18 protein-coding genes are annotated in these 18,284 nt (G+C 71.9%); 5 read left to right on the plus strand and 13 right to left on the minus strand.

All coding sequences use genetic code 11. The features are described from left to right. Window positions 1–139: 139 nt before the first annotated feature. The 13 genes from AB0C99_RS10310 to AB0C99_RS10370 form a co-directional block, all read right to left on the minus strand. The gene (locus AB0C99_RS10310; RefSeq protein ID WP_362472236.1) at window positions 140–469 is read right to left on the minus strand and encodes a DUF6354 family protein; all 330 of its coding nucleotides are present in this window, start codon (window positions 467–469) and stop codon (window positions 140–142) included. A 181-nt stretch (window positions 470–650) separates the two neighbouring features. After that, a complete protein-coding gene (locus AB0C99_RS10315) occupies window positions 651–2,474 on the minus strand; it encodes a hypothetical protein (RefSeq protein ID WP_362472239.1) in 1,824 nt (607 codons plus the stop codon). A gap of 113 nt (window positions 2,475–2,587) precedes the next feature. Continuing rightward, entirely contained in the window at window positions 2,588–2,965 is a 378-nt protein-coding gene (locus AB0C99_RS10320) for a hypothetical protein (RefSeq protein ID WP_362472242.1), read from the minus strand. A gap of 141 nt (window positions 2,966–3,106) precedes the next feature. Beyond that, window positions 3,107–3,733 (minus strand): hypothetical protein, encoded by a 627-nt coding sequence (locus AB0C99_RS10325; RefSeq protein ID WP_362472245.1) that lies wholly within the window; start codon window positions 3,731–3,733, stop codon window positions 3,107–3,109. A gap of 96 nt (window positions 3,734–3,829) precedes the next feature. After that, the gene (locus AB0C99_RS10330) at window positions 3,830–4,414 is read right to left on the minus strand and encodes a hypothetical protein (protein ID WP_362472248.1); all 585 of its coding nucleotides are present in this window, start codon (window positions 4,412–4,414) and stop codon (window positions 3,830–3,832) included. Between the two features lie 216 nt (window positions 4,415–4,630). Beyond that, a complete protein-coding gene (locus AB0C99_RS10335) occupies window positions 4,631–4,969 on the minus strand; it encodes a hypothetical protein (RefSeq protein WP_362472251.1) in 339 nt (112 codons plus the stop codon). A 363-nt stretch (window positions 4,970–5,332) separates the two neighbouring features. Beyond that, a complete protein-coding gene (locus tag AB0C99_RS10340; protein ID WP_362472254.1) occupies window positions 5,333–5,836 on the minus strand; it encodes a hypothetical protein in 504 nt (167 codons plus the stop codon). Window positions 5,837–5,925: 89 nt separating this feature from the next. Then, on the minus strand, window positions 5,926–6,813 hold the full coding sequence (locus tag AB0C99_RS10345) for a hypothetical protein (RefSeq protein WP_362472256.1): 888 nt from the start codon (window positions 6,811–6,813) through the stop codon (window positions 5,926–5,928). A 102-nt stretch (window positions 6,814–6,915) separates the two neighbouring features. Then, window positions 6,916–8,967 carry a class I SAM-dependent DNA methyltransferase gene (locus AB0C99_RS10350; protein WP_362472259.1) on the minus strand — a complete coding sequence of 684 codons (2,052 nt, stop codon included), beginning with the start codon at window positions 8,965–8,967 and terminating at the stop codon, window positions 6,916–6,918. Between the two features lie 127 nt (window positions 8,968–9,094). Next, window positions 9,095–9,667 carry a hypothetical protein gene (locus tag AB0C99_RS10355; protein WP_362472262.1) on the minus strand — a complete coding sequence of 191 codons (573 nt, stop codon included), beginning with the start codon at window positions 9,665–9,667 and terminating at the stop codon, window positions 9,095–9,097. A 585-nt stretch (window positions 9,668–10,252) separates the two neighbouring features. After that, complete coding sequence (locus tag AB0C99_RS10360) at window positions 10,253–10,684, minus strand: hypothetical protein (protein ID WP_362472265.1); 432 nt, start codon at window positions 10,682–10,684, stop codon at window positions 10,253–10,255. Window positions 10,685–10,783: 99 nt separating this feature from the next. Then, a complete protein-coding gene (locus AB0C99_RS10365; RefSeq protein ID WP_362472268.1) occupies window positions 10,784–11,251 on the minus strand; it encodes a DUF4262 domain-containing protein in 468 nt (155 codons plus the stop codon). 821 nt (window positions 11,252–12,072) lie between these two features. Continuing rightward, the gene (locus AB0C99_RS10370; protein ID WP_362472271.1) at window positions 12,073–12,276 is read right to left on the minus strand and encodes a hypothetical protein; all 204 of its coding nucleotides are present in this window, start codon (window positions 12,274–12,276) and stop codon (window positions 12,073–12,075) included. Between the two features lie 201 nt (window positions 12,277–12,477). Between AB0C99_RS10370 and AB0C99_RS10375 the strand changes: the two genes are divergently transcribed. The 5 genes from AB0C99_RS10375 to AB0C99_RS10395 all read left to right on the plus strand — a co-directional run bounded on the left by AB0C99_RS10375 (window position 12,478) and on the right by AB0C99_RS10395 (window position 18,271). Next, window positions 12,478–13,908, plus strand: coding sequence for an IS110 family transposase (locus AB0C99_RS10375; RefSeq protein ID WP_362472273.1), 1,431 nt, complete (start codon window positions 12,478–12,480; stop codon window positions 13,906–13,908). A 371-nt stretch (window positions 13,909–14,279) separates the two neighbouring features. Next, window positions 14,280–14,729: a hypothetical protein gene (locus AB0C99_RS10380; RefSeq protein ID WP_362472276.1), complete on the plus strand. Its 450-nt coding sequence runs from the start codon at window positions 14,280–14,282 to the stop codon at window positions 14,727–14,729. Next, window positions 14,726–15,856: a hypothetical protein gene (locus AB0C99_RS10385; protein ID WP_362472279.1), complete on the plus strand. Its 1,131-nt coding sequence runs from the start codon at window positions 14,726–14,728 to the stop codon at window positions 15,854–15,856. Before AB0C99_RS10380 ends, AB0C99_RS10385 begins: the two co-directional genes overlap by 4 nt. Before the next feature lie 132 nt (window positions 15,857–15,988). After that, the gene (locus AB0C99_RS10390) at window positions 15,989–16,936 is read left to right on the plus strand and encodes an aminoglycoside phosphotransferase family protein (RefSeq protein ID WP_362472282.1); all 948 of its coding nucleotides are present in this window, start codon (window positions 15,989–15,991) and stop codon (window positions 16,934–16,936) included. A gap of 141 nt (window positions 16,937–17,077) precedes the next feature. After that, window positions 17,078–18,271, plus strand: coding sequence for a hypothetical protein (locus AB0C99_RS10395; protein ID WP_362472284.1), 1,194 nt, complete (start codon window positions 17,078–17,080; stop codon window positions 18,269–18,271). Window positions 18,272–18,284 lie beyond the last annotated feature (13 nt).

Below are 18,284 nucleotides of genomic sequence, written 5' to 3' on the forward strand. Positions count from 1 at the left end.
AGGGGCCTCGATCGGCAACAAACTTCAGCACCGCATGAGTGATGTGCGTCACTCTGAGGTGTGCTGCCGAGCCTGCTGGGTGCCGGGCTCCCGGCGAGAACCGTCGAACGCCGTCCGGTTCGCTCGGAGCGAGCGGGGGCTACTGTTCGGCGGCGCGGACGACGCGCAGAGCCGCTCGTGCGTAGTCGGCCGGGACGGCATCGGGCCGGTGGACCTCGGCCATCGCGGCCAGCAGCGCCAGGTACTGCGGATCGGCATCGGCCGCGTCCTCGACCAGCTCGAACGCGGCGGAGCACAGCCGGGTGAGGCTCGCGTGGGTCTTCTTGCCCGCCGGCGCGCCGAGGTCGTGCTCGACCACGAGGTCGGCGCGGGTATTCCCGACCGCGAGAACGCGCAGCCTCCGGTCGCGGGACCTCATGTCGGGGGCGAGGTCTCGGTACAGCTGGCCCTTTGTGACGGTGGGAGCCATAACTCTTCTCTCTCTGGTTCGGGCTGCCCTGCGGGCAGCAGCCTAGGGTCGCGGGTGGACGTGGAGACGCGCGGGGCCGCCTGGATCCGCTCCCGCTGTTCGGTTCGAACACCGTCAGGAACCAGCCGGCGCGGGGCTTCTGCGGTCACAGGGCCGATGCTGCGCCCGGTCGTCGCGGTGCTCAGCGGCGGACGGGGCGCCGAGTGCGGGCCGGTGTGGAGGCGGAGGCCGGCCGGGTGGCCGCGGTGCGGGCGGTCCGGATCGCCGCCCGACCGGTGCGGGCCACGGCGGCGTACTTCTTCGAAGCCCTGACCTGCGAGACGTCGTCGCGCTCGCCGGCGGCCTGGACAACGCGGAGGCGGCCGGGCCGCCGGAGGGCGTAGAGGCCGCGCACGTAGGCGTGGGTCCGGGCCTCCCAGGCGCGGCCCAGGATGTGGCCGATCCAGGCGGCGGCGACCATCGGGCTGACGGTGTCGGCGATGAGCTGGGTCTTGTTGCGGATGCCTTCGCCGCGGCCCACGTGGATCCAGGGGAAGTCGGCGCGGAATCCCACGGCGCGGCCCAGGTCGGCGTGGGTGTGGGTGAGGCCGTCGGCCTCGCGCTTCCACCCATACGCGGTGCCGGTCACCGTCGTGCCCGGCTCATCGGCGGTGAACGTGCCGCCGCCCTTGGGCCGGCCGGTCAGGGGGTTGATCCCGCGCACGCCGCGGGTGTTGACCTTGTGCCCCTTCTCCCAGCCCATGCACGCGGCCCAGGTGGTCCGCGGCACCGGCTTGCTGGGACGGTAGCTGGTGAACGGCCGGGTGTAGCGCATGCACACCATGAACGTCCGGTTCTTCTTCGAGGCGGCCCCGTAGTCGGCGGCCTCGACCAGGCTGAACGACGCGTACTCCCAGCCGGCCCCGTAGAACTCCGAGGCGATCGCCTCGACGACGTACTCGGCGGCCTTCGACTTCAGGAGGTTCGAGGACTGCTCCATGGCCACCCAGCGGATGTTGTTGTGCTTGGCCTGCAGTGCCAGCGGCCAGATCACCGCTTCGGCCATGAGGCCCGTGCGCGAGTCCTTCAGCGCCGCCAGCGGGGCGCGGACCTCGTCCCAGGTGGCTCCGGTGGGCGGGGCGTAGCCCTCCATGCCGTCCCCGGCGTCGTCGACCATGACGAACCCGGCCGCGGCCCCGGCCTGGCTGATCACTTCCTCGACCAGCCCCATGGCCTCCTCCGCGAGCCCGGCCAGCTTCCCGCCGGGCGAAAGCGTCTGGCACGGAGGGGACAGGATCACCGCGACCACGTAGCGCAGCGCCGGGTTCGCCGGGTCCAGGTCCGTGACCGAGGCGCAGATCCGCCGGAACCCGGCAGCCCGCGCCGTGGCGCACGCGGCCTCGGAGAGGTCCACCCCGACCATGTCGACGGGCTCGCCGAGGACGTGGACGATGCCCTCGCACCAACCACCGGGGCCCGCAAAGAGGTTGACGACCCGGATGGGCGCGCCCGGCTTCGGCGCGTAGAGCCATTCCACCGGCCACGGCCCGGCGAGCTCCGCGCGCTCCTGGTCGCTCAGCGACGCGATGTAGGCATCGCGTTCCGCGTCGTCGAGGAGGTCGACGTCGTCCACCGGTAGACCGAGGGCCGAGCTCACCTTCGCCACCGTCACCCGGGCTGCTTCAAGGACCCAGTACGCCATGTGCGCCCGGGCCCAGATGGCGGTGCTCTCCTCCTCCAATCCGCCGCGGTACTCCCAGCCCTCGTCCTCCACCGACTCGGGCAGCCGCCACCGCCGGGCCTGGTCGATCGCCTCGTACGCGGCGGTGATCTCGTCGGAGTGCGCGTCGGCCAGGGCCAACAGGGCGGCGCGCCTGGCGGCGGCGCGGCCGTGCAGCCGCTTCGCCTCTGCGAGGGGGCACGGCGGGGCCACCGCGGCGCCGCCCTCGTTGTCCATGGCCGCGGGGCTGCCGGGGTCGCTGATCGTGTCGGGCGCCGGTCGGGGGTCGGGGGAGGGGAGGTTCATCGTGTGCCTCTGTGCTTTCGGTCGGCCTGGGGCCGGGCGGCGGGGCAACGGCCCCGCTACCCGGAGCGGTCAGACCACGGCCGATGATTAATACAATAATCGAAGTCGCAGACTTAAGAAATTGTGTTCGGGTGGGTGTGACCCGGAGCCTCGTCCCGCAGCATCTGCTCGACCGCCTGCTCCCCGAACGCTCCGGCCAGGGCGGCGACCTGGGCTTCCAGGCCGCGGTTGTTGATCGCGCTCGCCTGCTCGTCGGCTTTGTCGTGCACGGCGTCGAAGGCGTCGAGGTCACCCAGCTCGGGATGGGCGCCGTTGTTGTAGGCGCTCGAGGCGCCGCGGTGCACCATCTCGTACACGAGCTCGTCGACGTCCGTCTCCGTCAGCCCCAGCCCGCGGGCCAGGCGGACCAGCCCGGCGGCGCCCTGCACTTCCTGGTCGGGGCGCGACGGCGTGCCAGGTTCGGAGCGGTCGGCGTGCTGGGCAGTGGTCATGCGGGCTCCAGGGGCGAGGTGTTCCGCCGCCATCGGCGAGGCGGTGAACTGAAACGGGCTGGGGTGTGCTCGACGGCGTGGCCGAGGCCGCCGCGACCGGGTCGACCGGTCGGGCACGGCCTCGGCCGCGCGCGGGTGCTGCTACAGCCGGTACAGCTGGGCGTAGTTGTGCTCCCCGTCGGTCCAGGCGAGGGCCTGGACGCGGTGGACGACCGTCCGGCCGACCCAGGAGGCGGCCGGACCGGGATGGGACTGCTCGCCGATGAGCCAGGCGTCCAGATCCCCGGCCAGGTCCCACAGCCCGCCGGACGAATCCTCGGCGAACCACTGGGAGTTCCCGCCACAGCCGAAGCTGTCGCGGTACTCCCAGACGCACACCAAGCGCAGCCCGGTGGCCGCCCCCAGGACGGCGAAGACGGCGTTCACCTGCTCCTCGGTGTACCCGTCGCGGAACTTGCCCTTCAGCCGGCCGTCGGCGACGACCGGGGCGAGTGCCTCGTCGGCGTAGTGGGCCGGTGCCGGGCGGCCGTCCGATGCCGCCCGGCCGGTGGACGGCCGCGGCGACCTGGGCGCATCTGTCGCCACGCCCAGTTCGGCGAGCCGCTCTCGCAGCGTGGCGAGCTGTTCGGTGAGCTGCTGGGTAAGCCGTTGGCCGTCGACGGAGACCGGGAATCCGGTGGCCATGGCCTCCTCGTAAGACGAGGCGAGGGTGTTGCTCAGGTTGTCGGCAGCGCGGTGAGCCTGCCACAGGGCGGTGGGGTCGGGCATCGGGATCGCTTTCGTGGGGTGCGGCAGACGCCGGCGGTCTGCGGCCCCGGCGCGGCTGCCGGGGGCCCCTCCGGCGATGGCGGACGGTGCGGTTGTTCAGGCGTCGTCGTTCTCGGCGATGCTGAGGTCGAAGCCGAGGGCGTGGAGGCGGTCCTTGATGGCCTCGACGATGTCGCCGCCCTCCAGGTCGGGGTCCGTCATCGCGTCCAGGACGGCGTCCATCCCGGCCTGCGGGTCGGGCTCCGCAGCGCTGACGGCGGGCCGGCCGAACTCACCGGCGAGGACGGCCATGACCGTGCCGAGCATCTGCACGCGTTCCTCGACGTGCCGGTCGGCGGCCTCGTCGTGGTCGTCGTAGTCGTTGCCCAGCAGCGCGCCGTCCGGCCCGACGAAGGGGGTGATCTCGGCCTGCTGGCGGGCCAGCAGCGAGGCGTGCGCCGTGATCAGGCCGTGGACCACGTCGCGGGACGACCCTCCGGCCGGGCCCGGGGCCCCGTCCAGTCCGTGGCTGTGGCACATCGCCGCGCACTGGAGCCAGCCGGTGAGCTCCTGGACGCGCTCGCTGCGCACGCGGTCCCACTGGTCGAAGGGCTGTTCGGAGACGGTGGCGAGCTCGGCAAGCGCTGCGGCGACGGTGGCGGAGTCGGCATCGCCGGGGAGCGTGGTCAGGGTGGTGGTCATCGGATTCCTCAGGGCGGGCGTCGCGCGATCGGCGCGGACGGCGGTTCAGTTGGTGGTGACGCCGACGTACATCCAGGACGGGACGGGGCGGGCGTGGGGGTCGAGCGTGAGGCCGGGCAGGGCGGCCTCGGAGGGCCGGTGCGAGCTCATCGGGGGCAGTTCCTCCGGGCTCGGCGCCGTGCCGGCGCCGCGAGGTCGGCACCGGCACGGGTTCGGCTACTGGTCGGCACCGGTCACGTGCAGCCCCGAGACGCTGGGCAGCCGCGACAGGATCGTGTAGAACTCCGCCGGCCGGTATCGGGCCTTGCGCTCCTTCTTGCCGAGCCGGAGCGCCAGGTGCACCTCCACGTCGTCGATGTCGTGGTCGCGGGTGGCGATGTATCCGCTGTCCAGGCACGAGAACGTCACCGACTTGACGCTCGTCATCAGTTCGCCGAGGGCGACCCGGTCGCCCTTGCGGGGCAGCGGCAGGCTGCCGGTCTCCCAGGTGAAGGCCGCCTCGTAGTCGACCTCACCGTCGTTGATGCCCAGGTCGAAGCTGACCTCTGCGCGCATGGCTGTTCTCCGTCTTCGTCGTTGTTGTGGCTGCGGCGCTGCGCCGCTGCCGGGTGGGCGTGCTCCTGGCGGGAGTCGAACCCGCGCCGGGTAGACGAGCTTGGGAAACGTGCTTCCCTGCCGGGGGTTCGGGGGTGTCAGTCCCTCGTTGAGGTTCCCCAACCCTGGGGCTTTTGGCTGGCCAGGGCCCGGTCCCGGTGCATCCGCAACCGTCTCGTCATGACGCCGTTCCGTTTTACGGCCGCTCTTCCGCTGAGCTACAGGAGCGGGAGCGGGCTGCGCGCCCTCCCCACAGCGAGTACATTACACAAACTCGCAGAGTTAAGCAATTGCATGTGTGGGATTGGTCGGCCTTTTCGGTCGTCAGCCGGGCTCGCCGGGGGCCACGGTGTCGGGCTCCGCCGTCCCGGCTTTCGGCCGCTCGCTCCAGGCGGCCGGAGCGCCCTCGTACGGGTGCCAGGACGCTGCCGCCCGGTGGGGCAGGTGGGTGGCGACGATGCTCGGCCAGTCCGTGTGGTCGTGGTCCTTCGGGGTGGTCGGGTGCGAGATCCAGTTGGTTGCCCCGGTCTCATCGCTCAGCAGCGCCTCGATCAGGCACTCCCGGCACAGGCCGATCTCGGGCGTCCAGTCCCGGAAGGTCGCGGGCCTCTGGGGGTGCAGTACCGCGTGGCGCTGGGTGGCCTCCAGGACCAGGCGCGGCCAGTCGACGGCGCGCGCCACCCGCTCCAGGATGGCCGCCATGGCGTCCTCGACCGCCCAGACGTCCTCGGTGGGCATGGTGGTGTAGCTGCGGGTGCGCTCGTCCCAGCGGTGGTTCCCCAGCACGTCCTGGCGAAGGGTCTTGATCACGGCGAGTCGGTTGGGCATGGATCTCTCCTGGGTGGGGTGGGGTGAGGGGGCGCCGCCCTGCGACCGGCCGGGCCGATGTGCCCGGCCGGCGCGGGCTGCGCGGTACTTCACAGATGCCAGTGCGGTGGCCGGGTGCGGGTGGGGTAGAGCAGGGGCCGGTGCTTGTGCTCGGCGATCGCCCGCTCGGCGCGCCGGTGCGTGGGCTCTTCGAGGTTGCGCGGGTCGCCCAAGGCGTCGCCGCAGGACACCGTCACGCTGCTGCCCAGGCGCCATAGCCGCGAGTTGACCGCGCAGCAGGCCGAGTTGACGGCGTCGATGTCGTTCAGCCACCAGTGGTAGCGGCCCGGGTCGGTGCCCTGGAAGCGCAGCGCCGCGGCGGCGGCCCGGACCATGGTGCCGGTGCCGGCGCACGGTTCGAGCAGGACGGCGCCCGGCGCGGGGACATCGGTCAGCAGGATCTCGCCGGCGGGGCCCGAGGCCATCGACGGGGTGAAGAACTCGCCGGTCGCCTGCTTCTGGCCGTGGCCGCGCATGCGCTGGACCAGGAGGCCGAGCAGGTCCTCCGACTCGCACCGGGCCAGGTCGCTGCAGTACTCCAGCAGCCCGGCCCGAACGAGGACGCGCGCGTAATCGGCCAGGCCGCGGATGTCGCTCTCGCTCGGATCGGCGAGCCATGCGTGCAGCGGCCCGGCGGCGTCGGCGAGGGCCGGGTCGGACGCCCACAGGCTGTTCCAGCTGGCCCGCAGGGCGTCGGCCAGTTCCCTGTCGTCCAGGGGAATCAGCAGCGGGCCGTAGTCCGGCCCGTCCGCGCGGCTCGGGGAGCACAGGGCCAGCCCGGCCAGCGTGCCGACGGCGATGGTCACCTCGCCCGTACCGCCGCGGTTCTCCAGCCACCACCCGTGGGCGGCGTCGACGATGGACCGGCCGTGCTCGCGGCCGTCCTCGGGGACCATGAAGCGCCGGAAGCCGGCGGGAGGGATGCCGTACAGGGTCATGTCTACTCCAGGAAAGAGGCCGGAGGGCAGGTCGAAGGCCGGGCGGTGGAGCCACCGCCCTGACCATGCGCGAATTCACAACCTTAAGAAATCTGTTGGGTGTCAGGAGGCCCAGGGCTGATCGGCCAAGAGCGCCTGGATCTCGGCCTGGACGGCCTTCAGGTCCGCGTCGATCTCCTCCAGCGGACGCGGCGGCTTGTAGACGTAGAAGTGGCGGGTGAAGGGGATCTCGTAGCCGACCTTCGTCCTGGCGTGGTCGATCCAGGCGTCGGGAACGAACGGCAGCACCTCCCGCCGCAGGTACTCCTCCGGGTCCTGCCCGAGCGGGACGTTCTCGAAGTCCCTCAGCGCCGGGTCCGGCAGCGGCCCGCCCGGCGAGCCCTGCACCTCACCCTCGGGGTCGACCACGCCCCACGTCTCCCGCAGCGCCCGGACGAACACGGCACCCGACGGACACACCAGGCCGGCCGCGGCCACCGCGGCGGTGAGCGCGTCGAGGGCATCCGCCGCCGTCGCCCACGCCGAGCCGGCCAGCGGGCGCAGCGCCTTCGCGAACGCGCCCGCGTCGGTGACCTGCTGGACCGGCTTCGCCGACGCCAGCTGCGCGATTGAAGCCGCGGTGGCTTCGAAGCGCAGCCGCAGCGGACGCTCGACCGTGATCCGCCGGTAGCCGAAGTCCTCGTTGCGGCAGACCTTCACCTTCCCGCCCCCCGAACCGACGGCACCGCTGGGCGCGTGAGCCGGTGGGACCGGCGGAGCCCCGGCGTACAGGCGGGTCAGCTCGGCGATGTGCTCCTCGCCGAGCTCCTTGCGCTTGTCGCCCAGCGCCCTGCGCATCTTGGACCAGTGGTCCCGGGCGTCCAGCAGGACCACACCGTCCTTCCGGTCCGCGGTCTTGCGGTTGGTCAGCACCCACACGTACGTGGAGATCGACGTGTTGTAGAAAAGCTGGTCGGGCAGCGCGACGATGCCCTCCAGCAGGTCGCTCTCCAGAATCCACTGCCGGATGCGGGACTCCCCGGACCCGGCCTGGCCCGAGAACAGCGGCGAGCCGCTGAAGAGGATCGCGATCCGGCTGCCGCCGCTCCCCGACGCGTCGACCGGCTTCATCTTCGCGATCATGTGCTGGAGGAAGAGCAGCGCGCCGTCGTTCACCCGGGGAAGACCGGCGCCGAACCGGCCGTGCTCGCCCAGCTCCCGGTGCTCACGCTCGACCGCGTCCTTGGCCTTGCGCCAGTCGACACCGAACGGCGGGTTGGCCAGCAGGTAGTCGAACGTCATTCCCGCATGGCCGTCCTGCGTCAGCGAGTTGCCCCGCACGATGGCCTCCGGGGCCTGGCCCCTGACCATCATGTCGGAACGGCAGATCGCCCAGGACTCGGGGTTCAGCTCCTGCCCGAACAGCTCCACCGGGCAGCCGGGGTCAAGACGCAGCAGCTGTTCCTGCGCGGCGCTGAGCATGCCGCCGGTGCCGCACGCCGGGTCTAGAACCGTCCGGGGCGCCCCCGGCGTGCCCGGGGCCTGACCGTCGGCCGGAGCGAGAAGGTTCACCATCAGCCGGACGACCTCCGGCGGGGTGAAGTGCTCCCCGGCCGTCTCGTGGGACTGCTCGGCCCACCGCCGGATCAACTCCTCAAAGAGGTAGCCCATCTGGTGGTTCGACACGCCCCCACGAGGCCCCCCGTCCTCGCCCACCCTCGCCGCGAGCCCGGCGGGCCCCTCGGCCGGCCGCAGATCCAGCTCGGCGAAACGCCCCACGACATGGTGCAGCAGCCCCGCCGCAGCCAGCCGCTCCACCTGCGGGCCGAAGCCGTACTCCTCCAGCACCTCGCGCGCCTCGGGCGAGAACGCACCGCAGTACGCGAGCAGCTGCCCGGCGCAGTCCGAGACGCTGCCCGCGACGGTCCGCAGCGCGAGCGGACTGGTGTTGTAGAAGCCGACCCCCGTGATCGTCCGCAGCTCGCCGTCCGGCGTGCCGTCGGCGACCGCGACCAGGACGGCGTCCTTGGTCGGCTCCAGGACACACTCCAGGCGGCGCAGCACCAGAAAGGGCAGGATCACCCGGCCGTACTCCGACTGCTTGAAGTCGCCGCGCAGGAGCTCGCTCACCGCCCAGATCCACGACGACAACTCCGCGTGCGTGTTGCTGCTCACCAGACACCTCTCCAACAAGGGCGGCACGGCCGGGCAGAGCCCGGAGCGGCCGAGGGGGACGAAGGGACCATCGGGACAGACCCGGCGGGTGCGGGATACGCCCCGCACCCGCCGGACCAGCGGAACCTCACGCGCACGGCCGCCCGCACTTCTCGGGGTCGTGGTAGCCGTCCGCGTACTCGGTGACCTTGTCGCGTACTGCCCGCGGCACCTCGGGCTCGAGCGCGGTCACCGAGCTCCACCACTCGTGGTCGGCCCCACTGCGGCCCGGGTCGATCGTGTGCACGACGGCCCGGGCGGGGGCGCCGTCCATGTAGACGTGGACCTCGGTGCCGTCGTCGGGGTCGCGGTCCACCACCACGTCGATCCGGGGGCCGACGGGCGCCCCGGCGATCTGTGACCGCGTCGGCGTCGGAGGTTCGGCTGCCCTGGCCCAGGCACCGAAGATCTCGTCGCGCCCGCGGGGGCCCAGGGACTCGAGCAGCACCGTGTCGAGCGCGCCCAGGTCAACCGTCGCCCACCCCGAGGGCAGGCCCTTGTCCAGTTCGTCGGCGCGGCGGTTGAGGAAGTTCAGGACGGAGGACTTGGTCACCCTCGGGTCGTCGGCGGTCAGTTCCAGGCGGCGTGCCATCTCGGCGGCCGCGTCACGCAGTACGGCGCCGTCCGTGACGGGGGACTGGAGGAGGGAGCTTGCGGGCATCGGGTCGTGTGTCATGAGAAGTCCGATCTCGGTGCGTGCCGGGGCGGTCCGGCACGAGGGGAGAGCCCCCGGTGGGCTGGGCTGCGCAGCGGTCAGGTGTTCGGCTCGGCTTCGTCCCGCCGCCAGCGGCGCGACTCGATCCGTCGGGCGATCCGTCGTTCTGCCGTCTTCGCCCGTCCGCGGGCGAAGATGTAGTAGAAGCAGGTGCATCCCTGGCGGGCCCGGACGCACCCGCCCCGGTGTCCCGGGCGGGTGGCGGGGAGCAGCATGCGCACTGGAACTCCAAGCGGGTGGGGGTCGTGGGCGGGCGTCGAAGGGGCGGGGGCGGGGGCATGACCGGCCGGGCTGATCACCCGCGAGCGGCGTCGGCCCGGGCGTCTTCAGCGGTGTAGCCGCAGTCGCATCCCGGGTGGCAGTACGAGCCGGCCGGGGCGAAGCAGCCCTCGCACGGCTCGTCGAGCTCCTGGGGCAGAAACGGTCGACCGCCGACGCTGGGCTGGGGCAAGGACATGGCTACTCCCGTAGTTGACGTGGGACCGGGTGCGGGGGGCGAGCCCGGGGCGATGGAGGTTTGTCGCGGGCCGGTCACCTTTCGATCGGCCCCGAGATGGTGATGGTGGTCGAGGACGTCGTGGCTCCGTCGAGGGTGGTGCTGGCCCAGCGCATTGCGCTGACCTCGGTGATCGGACCGAGTTCTCCGCCGTCGGGGTCCTCCCTGGTGATCAGGAGCTTGACGTCGACATCTCCGGTGCTCTTCTGCACGTCGGTGAGACGCGCGATGAGGTCGCGCACCCTCAGCGTGGGCTCGGAGGGCGACTGCGGGGCGTCCTGGTCCTCATTGCGCCCTTCGAGCAACGCCACGACGGGACCGGTGCCGCGGTGGCCCCGGTCGGTCTTCACGCCGATAACAGGACCTTCGGCGCCTTCCCACTCGCTGGACAGGAGCGAGTCGACATCGACGTCGCCTACACGCTGGTGCTGCTCCTCAAGCCGGTTGAGAAGTTCCGAAATTCGCATCGCTGCGCCCCTTCATGGCGAGGAGATCGACGTCCTGATGACCGGCACGCTGCGTGCGACCGATGCTTAGACCATACGTGAAATCATAGAGTTAAGCAACTAAGGAGGGAACTGTGCTCCGTCCGAGAGCATGCACGCCGCATCGCCGGGGAATCGGCCCTCCCGGTCCGGCCACGCCGCCTGCCAGACGGGCGGGTTGCGGCTGTAGACGGTGCGCACCAGGACGAACGGCGCCGCGCTCTCCGCCCGCCTCAATCGCAGCGAATAGCCGCCCCCGGCTGCACCCTTGACCTCCATGGCCTGGGTCGGGGGAGTCTGCTGCTCAAGCAGCCGTGCCGCCAGTGAGTTCAGTGCGGAGCGGGACGCCTCGTAGGGGAGCCCGCTGATCGCCAGCTCGTAGCCCCGGTGGATGTTTAGCCCAACCGTGTATGCGAGCGAGGGCTCGCCGGTGTGGGGGTCGGCCGGGACGAAGGGGATGGCGAACCCCTCCTTGTCGATGCTGGCCAGCAGTCGCTTGAGGTAGGCGTCCATCTGTGCGCGGATGTCCGCGGGGATCGGGAGGTCCACTGATCGTCCATTCGGGAGTGCCGGAATCCTCGGGGGCTTGTCCTGGGCCGGCGGGGCGTATTGGGTCTCTGGGGCCCTCCGCCTGGAGGTGGGAGCGTCCGAGCCGTCACTACATTACGAGAACTCGCAGAGTTAAGTATGAGTGGAAGCGGTCTCCATCCTGCTTGGCCCCTTGCCGGGCGGGAGGGAGTGAAAACTCCACCGCCCCGCAGGGGCGGGGCGTGGATGTGCGCAACGTCATCGGCGCCGGTGCCGCCTCCACGCCTCATCATCCAGGCGGGGTCGGCCTCGGCCATCCGCCGCGCTCGACCTCCTGGCCCCCGGCGCACCGGCCGCGCTGACCCGCGGGGAGTGCGACGCGGTGATCGCTCCCTCGGCGAGTGCATCGAATCCACTGCCCGAGCGCTGCGCGACCGGCTGGCCTGCCGCTGCCGCTGCCACGGCTCTCGGAGAGCCGGGCGCGGCGGGGCGTCGGCCCGTTGCTGCCCGCCTCCCGGTCGGCGGCAACGCCGATGAGGCGCTGGCCGCCGCGGACGCGCCGATACCGGCGGACGGCCCCGCCCATCGGTCCCGCGGCCGAGAGCCCGGCGGCCGGCTGCCGGTGGGAGGAGCGACGGGCGCTGCCGGTGGACGAAGGGCGGCGACGTCGTGAGGGCGCACACCCTGCTGCAGGCGCAGCCGGAAGCGCCGGGAGCCGCCGAAAGGCGGGCCGGTATCCGTGCCGTGCCCCGGTCTGGCAGCTCGTCGAGATCCCCGGCCCCGGTTTCCGAGACGCGCCGCCGGCCACGGTCGCCGGCACCGCCGGGCGGCCCCGGGCGCGGTCAGGGAGAGGGGTGCTGCCCCTCCGTCAGCTCGGAGTACAGGTTCACCGGGTAGAGCGAGGTCTTCAGCACCATCTCCAGCAGCAGCAGAGTGTGGGCGGCCGGCAGCCGGTCGCCGTCCAGGATGGCCAAGATCGTGGGGTGCGTCATGCCCTGGCCGGCCTGCTGCGCGAGCGCGCGGGCGCCCAGTCCGTGGCGCTCCATGGCCGCTGCGAGAGCCAGCGCCACGGCCTGCCCGAGGCGAGCGCCCGGAGGCGCGTCGGCAATGAGAGGCCCCTCCGGCCAGACGCCGCCGGGCGCGAGGTGCGCCCGAGGGACCACTGCCCATGGCATCGACTCGCACCCCGCTGTGATCTTCGGACTCAACTGACCTGCCCCATTCTTCCGTGCTCCGGCACGCAGACCGTGCCGATCTTGGTGGTATTTTTTAATACCACCAAGGGGAAGGAATGTTCGACCGTGCTGTTCGCGGGCATCGACTGGGCGGACCGCTGGCTCGACATCGCCGTACTCGACAAGGCCGGTCGGCCACTACTCGAGCAGCGCATCGTCTACGCCACCACCCCCGATCCTGTCGCCTCCTACCTGGCGCTTCTCCAGCCGCTCGCTCGCCGCTGGAGATCCACCGTCACCGGGATCGAGGAGACCGGCCTGCCCTTCGCGCGGGCCCTCTCCGCCGCGGACATGAAGGTGGTCCACGTCGACCCGACCAGGGCGGCCCGGCACCGCACCGCCCTGGGTATTCCCAAGAACGACCGCGCCGACGCGCGGATGATCGCCGACCTGGCCCGCCAAGGCGTTGCCCGCGCCGTCGTCGACAGCACCCCGCAGTCGCAGGCGCTCAGAGTGATGACCCACGCCCACCGAGCGGCCGTCCGCGACCGCATGGCAGCCACTCACGCACTTCGCGCCACCCTCTCCAGGGCCTGGCCGAACGCGATCACCGCCTGGCCCGCGACCCGCGGCGGTCTGGGCAACCCGCAGGCCCTCGTCGTCCTCCTTGCCGCGCCTGGCCCCCGGGCAGCCAGTCGGCTCACCCGCGTTCAGCTGGCCGACCTGCTGCGCGGCGCCGGGCGCACCCGCGGCACGGACCGCGAGGCCGAACGCCTGCAACTCCACTTCCGCCGGCCCGCCATGCTCCTCCACCCCCTGGTCGAGGAAGCCGAAGCCGTGCGGGTCGCGGACCTGACCGCCACCCTGGCCGCCGCGGCCGACCGGGCGGCCCGCCTCGAAGCACAGATCGCCGATTACTACGCCCGCCAGCAGCACCACTACATCACCGCCGGAATCCCCGGCATCGGCACGATCCTCGGCGCGCAGATCATCTCCGAGATCGGCGACCGGCCGCACGAGCGCTTCGGCAGCGGCCGCGCCTTGGCCGCCTACGCAGGCGTCGCGCCGGTCACCTGGGCCTCCGGCACCACCGCCCGCGTATCGCTGCGCCGGGCCTCCTCCACCCTGCTGCGCAGCACTTTGCACCTTGCCGCCTTCTCCTGGGCCATGCACTCCCCCGGCGCGTCCGCCTACTACCGCAAGCGACGTGAGGCCGGGGACGCCCACGCCACCGCCCTGCGCAAGGTCGGCCGGCGGCTCGTCCTGTGCCTCTACCACTGCATGACCACCGAGACCCCCTACAACGACGCAGCCGCCTTCGGATACGCCCCCGGCGAGGCACCGGTCTTGGGCCGCAAGCCCCCACTCGGCGATGCCGAGATAGCCCACGGCCGGAAACTTCTCCTGGCCCCGGGCAGCACCATCGCCGAAGTCGGCCGGGAGCTTGGAGTCAGCCCCCAGACGATCCGCCGGTACGTACTGGGCGAACCACGTTCCCGCTGACCGGCACCCGCCCGTCCGAGGACGGTGGTGTCCACCGCACCACGGTGGAGACCTCCGCCTTCGGCCGAGGGCGGACGAGGTGGGTGGGCCGCAGTACGCCCGATTATCTCCGGGCCGCGAGCCCCTACGTGGGAATGGCGACCGCACCGCCCACCCACCTCACCAACCTGATGCGCCCGCCACGTTGAATCCGATCCGAAAGGACGCTCCTTGGACATCGTCGTTCCGCGGGGAACCTGTTCCGTCCCCTGTCGGCATCCGGCTGGCGCCCTGCCGGGCGCCGCGAGACGAGGCAGGCGAAAACACTCTGTGACTGTCAGTGCACGCCGGGACAATAGCGGGCGAACCAAGCCGGGAAGGAGTTCTGGACGGTGATCGAGGTGAGCGACCCGGGACAGCTGCCAGTGGACCTGGAGGCCGCGCTGGTGGCCAGGGCGCGAGGAGCGTGGTCGCAGGAGGCCGCGGTGTGGCTGCTGACCGGCAACGGCGGGATGTGGCTGCCGCGCCTGGAAGCGGGTGACTTCGTGAAGTGGATCGGGGACGACCATGCCATGGCATACGTGGACTGGCCAGCCGTCTGGGAGGTTCTGGACGAGATGCCGGAAGCCAACGCCCCGGACCCGCTGCGCACGGGCACCACCACCTCGCAACTGATGGTCCTCCGGATCGCCGGGGCGCTCGACTTCAACGGCTGCCCGGCGGTTCTGGCGCACCAACTGCCCGGCCTGAACGAGCACGACACCCGCAGAGTGCTGCACGCCATGGCCTGGTCCGCGCGAGGCCGCAGCTACGCCGAGGCGCTGGGAGTGCTGACCGCATGAACCGCTATGCCTACGCCGCACCGCCTCCGATCCGGCTTCCGGACTGGCAGCGCAAGACGCTGCGCTTCTACCGCACCGACACCGCCCGGGCCCTGATCGAGACGGCCAAGCTGGAGCAGCGCATGGTCGGGGTCGAGCCGTCCTGGGAGTCGCTCACCGAACGCCGACAGGCCGCCGAGGCCATGGTCGCCGAAGAGACCGCCCGGCTCTCGGCCGCCGAACTGCGCTGGATCGGACCAGGTCTGACCGCCACCGCCCGCGAGTACGCGCTGGCCGACCTCGGCCACGTCTGCATCGACCACGGCTTCCCCGTCCCACCCGGCGCCGAGGAGGACGCCCCGCAGAACCAGGACGGCTTCGCGCTGTTCGCCGAGGCGTACGCGGTGACCGGCGACGGCGGCAAACTGGTCGCCGCCTCGTGGTCGCGCTGGACCCCCGGCGACCGGGACTGGGAATCCAGGTGGCTGTCCTGGGACCAGCACGGCCGGGACACCGCACAGACCGAACTGCTGCGCGATGCCGCACGGGACGGCGGCACGTGGGACGGCGGCTGGTGGCTCACCTTCTACTCGCTGTCCGCCAGGCCGGACGGGCGCCCGCGCGGCAACATCGGCCCGCTGCTGCCGCTGGCCGAACTCGCCCTGCCGGACGGCTGGGAACTGCCGGCCCGGGACCGGCTGGAAGGAGACACCACCCCGTGGCACTACGCCCGGCCGGTGCTGGCCGCCCTGCGCCTGCTGCGCGAACTGCCCCGCGAACGGACCGTCGGCGAGCTTTCCCAGCGCGTCGAGCACGTTGAGGAGAGCGCTGCCCGGCAGCGGGCGGACCGGCGGGCCGGCATCACCGGGCCGCGCCGGGTGTCGGTGATCCACGAGGACGCCCCGCTCCTCGGCCCGGTGCAGCGGCGGCCGGACCGCGTGGTCGTGCCCCGCGGCCCACTCGAGGTGCGCGTCCCGGTACAGAAGTACACCCGCTGCCCCAACCGGGCCGAGCACGGCCCCGGCTGCGAACACCGCGAGGTGAAGGGCTACACCCGCGGCCCCGAGGGAGCACCGCTGTACGACCGCTCTCAACGGGTTCGCGCCGCCGACGCTCGACGGCGACCGATGGAGAACACCGAAGGGTGACTGCGGCTTCCTTCCTTACCCCCGGAGGCGTCCCGCCCCAACGCCGCTCTGCCTTCTTCGCCGGGGACTTCACCGGCGCCCCCCGAGAACCGCACCGTCGCCAACCGCCACCCCCACCAACCGGAGCACGCCGTGATCACCCGCCGAGACGCCAGCAGCATCACCGCCGACGCCGAGAACGCCCTCCTCGCCGCTCACGGACTCATCCCCGCCGACCTGATCGCCGCCGGCACCGAGGCCCGCGTCTACGCCCTCGGCCACGACCAGGTCCTCAAGGTCTACGCCGACCCCGACCAGCTCGGTGCGCTGGAGACCATCGCCGACCTCTACCGGCGCTTCGACCGCACCAGCGTCCCCTTCGCCCTGCCCGAGATCCAGAGCATCGAGCAGCACGGCCCCCTGCTGGCCGTCACCGAGACCCGCCTGCCCGGCACCCCGATGGGCGACGCCCTCGACCTCACCGACCCGGCCACCGAAGCCGTGTACCTGGCCGCCGTCCGCGACTTCACCGGCCTGCGCCTGACCACCCCGCTCGACCGGCGCATGCTCCTCGACCCCGACCCGGCCCACCAGGGCGAGGACTGGCACGCCTTCCTGCGCCGCCTCCTCGCCCAGAAGCTCCCCAAGGTCCTCCCCGACCTACGCCGCGACGTCCCGGCCGTCGACCACATCACCGACCGGCTCACCGCGCGGCTCACCCGCCCCTACACCGGCCCCGAAGGCGTCATCCACGGCGACCTCTACCCGGACAACATCCTCGTCGCCGACAGCAAGGTCTCCGCCGTCATCGACCTCGGCACCTTCACCCTGCTCGGAGACCCGCTCTACGACCTCGCCGGTGCCTGCGCCTACTACCGGATGTACGACGAAGACCGCGTCGACGTCCGAAACCGCCTGCTGGCCGCCGCCGCCCAGGACCTCCCCGCCAGCCGGCGCGACGACCTCGCCGACTACCTGAACCTGATCGCCCTGCTCAGCTGCGACCTCTACCCCGAGCAGGACAAGCACATCCGGTCCACCGGCCACTACGACTGGGCCGCCGATGTCCTCAACGCCCCCGCCGACTGGAAGGGCCGATGACCTTCCTGTCCGAACCTGACCCGGAGCGCGGAAACCGGCTCCCGCCGGGGGAGTTCCTGTGGGCGGGAGCCTCAGCGGGTCGATCACCAGGTCTCGACAATCCATGTGCACGCGATGGGTTGCCCGTGCCACGCTCGTGCGATGGGCCACTACCCCTGGCTGAAGATCGCGGGCTGCGCGATCATCGCCGGCACCGACGACCTCCTCGCGCTGTTCACCGAATCCGAGCGGCAGCACCTGCCGTACCCGGAGCAGGAGGACGAGGACACCGACTGGTGGTTCGGCTACCGCTCCACGCCGCGGGCCCTGCGCGACCGCCTACAGGCACAGGGCATGACTTCTGACCAGGCCCGCTACGACCTCGAGCAGGAACTCGCCCGCTGGAGCCGGCCCGACCCCGGCCCGCCGGACGGTTGGACGGGACCCGTACCCAGCACCGAGGACGTCCTGGAGAAGATCACGACGAGCATCGCGCTCCCGTACGACCTTCAGGCCGCGCTGCGGGACGACGGCATGCTGGACACCGTCTTCCTCCGGATGAGCGAGCGTACGGTGCTGCGCCTGCTGGTCGATCGAGCTCCCGAGACCGCGGTAGTAGACCTGGATCTGAGCCAGCTGACAGGCGGCTGCTGCTTCCCGTACGACATGGACAAGGCCCGCGCCGCCGACGCCCGCGCCGAGCAACTGGCAGTTGGCCGCGAGCTCAGCCCGCTGCTGGTACTGACGGAGGGAGCCACCGACGCCCGGCTCCTGACCAAAGCGATGCGCGTGACCCACCCGCACCTGTCCGGCTTCGTCAGCTTCCTCGACTTCGACCTGCCGGCCTCCGGGCGCCCCGAGGGCGGCGTGAGCGCCCTGGCCAAGACCACCACGACGTTCATCGCCGCCGGGGTGGCCAACCGCTTCATTGCCTTGGCCGACAACGACCTCCCGGCCCACCAGGCCCTGGCCAAGCTCAAGGCGAAGGGCGTGCCCGGCCACTGCCGCATCCTCCACTACCCGTCTCTGCCGCTGCTGGCCTCCTACCCCACCCTTCCTCCCGGCGCGAGCGCCCCCGTTCCCGCTGACGTCAACGGCGTTGCCGGGACGCTGGAGCTGTACCTGGGCCGTGACATTCTCACCGGCCCCGGCGGCCAGCTGGTGCCGCTGCCGCTCAACGCCGCCGGTGCCGGCGGATTCCCCTCGAAGAGCAAGAAGGCCATGCAGGACAGGTTCGAGAGAAAGTGCGACGTCGCGCTGGCTGCCCCTCCCGGAACGGACCCCGAAGGCGACTGGAGCGCCGTGCACGCCATCATCGACATGATCCTTCACGCCTTCGACCGGCGCCAGGCCTGACTCAGGCCCCCGA

The sequence above is a fragment of the Streptomyces sp. NPDC048659 genome, assembly GCF_040650575.1.
Classification (GTDB): Bacteria; Actinomycetota; Actinomycetes; order Streptomycetales; family Streptomycetaceae; genus Streptomyces.

Coding starts and splice junctions, on each gene's coding strand:
- AB0C99_RS10320 (WP_362472242.1), bottom strand. CDS start 2,965: ATGACCACTGCCCAGCACGCCGACCGCTCCGAACCTGGCACGCCGTCG.
- AB0C99_RS10340 (WP_362472254.1), bottom strand. CDS start 5,836: ATGCCCAACCGACTCGCCGTGATCAAGACCCTTCGCCAGGACGTGCTG.
- AB0C99_RS10385 (WP_362472279.1), top strand. CDS start 14,726: ATGAACCGCTATGCCTACGCCGCACCGCCTCCGATCCGGCTTCCGGAC.
- AB0C99_RS10325 (WP_362472245.1), bottom strand. CDS start 3,733: ATGCCCGACCCCACCGCCCTGTGGCAGGCTCACCGCGCTGCCGACAAC.
- AB0C99_RS10335 (WP_362472251.1), bottom strand. CDS start 4,969: ATGCGCGCAGAGGTCAGCTTCGACCTGGGCATCAACGACGGTGAGGTC.
- AB0C99_RS10370 (WP_362472271.1), bottom strand. CDS start 12,276: ATGGAGCGCCACGGACTGGGCGCCCGCGCGCTCGCGCAGCAGGCCGGC.
- AB0C99_RS10310 (WP_362472236.1), bottom strand. CDS start 469: ATGGCTCCCACCGTCACAAAGGGCCAGCTGTACCGAGACCTCGCCCCC.
- AB0C99_RS10360 (WP_362472265.1), bottom strand. CDS start 10,684: ATGCGAATTTCGGAACTTCTCAACCGGCTTGAGGAGCAGCACCAGCGT.
- AB0C99_RS10395 (WP_362472284.1), top strand. CDS start 17,078: ATGGGCCACTACCCCTGGCTGAAGATCGCGGGCTGCGCGATCATCGCC.
- AB0C99_RS10345 (WP_362472256.1), bottom strand. CDS start 6,813: ATGACCCTGTACGGCATCCCTCCCGCCGGCTTCCGGCGCTTCATGGTC.
- AB0C99_RS10355 (WP_362472262.1), bottom strand. CDS start 9,667: ATGCCCGCAAGCTCCCTCCTCCAGTCCCCCGTCACGGACGGCGCCGTA.
- AB0C99_RS10315 (WP_362472239.1), bottom strand. CDS start 2,474: ATGAACCTCCCCTCCCCCGACCCCCGACCGGCGCCCGACACGATCAGC.
- AB0C99_RS10330 (WP_362472248.1), bottom strand. CDS start 4,414: ATGACCACCACCCTGACCACGCTCCCCGGCGATGCCGACTCCGCCACC.